The sequence below is a fragment of the Pseudomonas sp. HY2-MNA-CIBAN-0224 genome (assembly GCF_040310285.1).
Classification (GTDB): Bacteria; Pseudomonadota; Gammaproteobacteria; order Pseudomonadales; family Pseudomonadaceae; genus Aquipseudomonas; species Aquipseudomonas helleri.
Genome location: NZ_JBEOPQ010000135.1, coordinates 1 through 759 on the forward strand (window position 1 = coordinate 1; position 759 = coordinate 759).

At 41.4% G+C, this 759-nt stretch carries 2 protein-coding genes; both read left to right on the forward strand.

What is annotated here, in order from left to right; genetic code table 11:
• The first annotated feature begins 9 nt into the window (after nucleotides 1-9).
• A complete protein-coding gene (locus AAEZ03_RS25695) occupies nucleotides 10-144 on the forward strand; it encodes a DUF2805 domain-containing protein (RefSeq protein ID WP_350582526.1) in 135 nt (44 codons plus the stop codon).
• Between the two features lie 311 nt (nucleotides 145-455).
• Nucleotides 456-759, forward strand: a 304-nt coding sequence (locus AAEZ03_RS25700) for a Rieske 2Fe-2S domain-containing protein (protein ID WP_350582524.1), incomplete at its 3' end; no start/stop codon positions are given.

Sequence of the window (759 nt, forward strand, 5' to 3'; positions counted from 1 at the left end):
ATTAAGCTCATGCGCCAAACGCTAAAGCCGTCGTCTTTTCGGTTATGGCGTCAGCGTGTGAGTAATCGCGCTACCAAGCATCAAGCGAAACGTGAGTTTGCAGTTGGTCGCGCCTATTGTAAAACCCAATATAAACAGCGCTAGGGGTTTGAATCCTTAAGATTATTGCTTTAAAGGCTTAAGTTTTTTAAGTTAGTTCCTAGGGCGTGTCTTCATTTCAAAAATGGTGATAAAAATGAGATAAATTGCCGTCAAACAAGGAAAATAGCGCAGATAATATCGGGATATTAATCAGCTATTTGACGATGTTTGGCAAAATTTAGCCATTTTTAGCCCATTTAGATACAATCGCTTGAATTGAGGACACGCCCTAGTAAACCTGTATTTTTTAAAGTGTATCGAATATCTCAAACGCGTTTTATTCAGTAAACAATTATAACTGTTAAGGATGACCTATGAGCCAAGTTAGTGATAACCAAGCCAATAATAAAATCGCTGCCAAAAATCTAGTGACTATTAATAAGTCTGACATCCCAAGTGGCGGCATGAAGTCATATAAACAAGATGATGATAGTATCATTTTAATCACCCGTGATGAGGATGAGTTTTTTGCTTTTGATGGCAAATGCCCTCATGTTGGTGCAGATCTCGGTGACGGTATGCGCTGTGGCAATCGCGTGGTCTGTCCTTGGCACCATGGCAGTTTTGACAGTCGCGATGGCTCGCTCTTAGAGCCTGTTGCTATGCGCGGCCTGACTC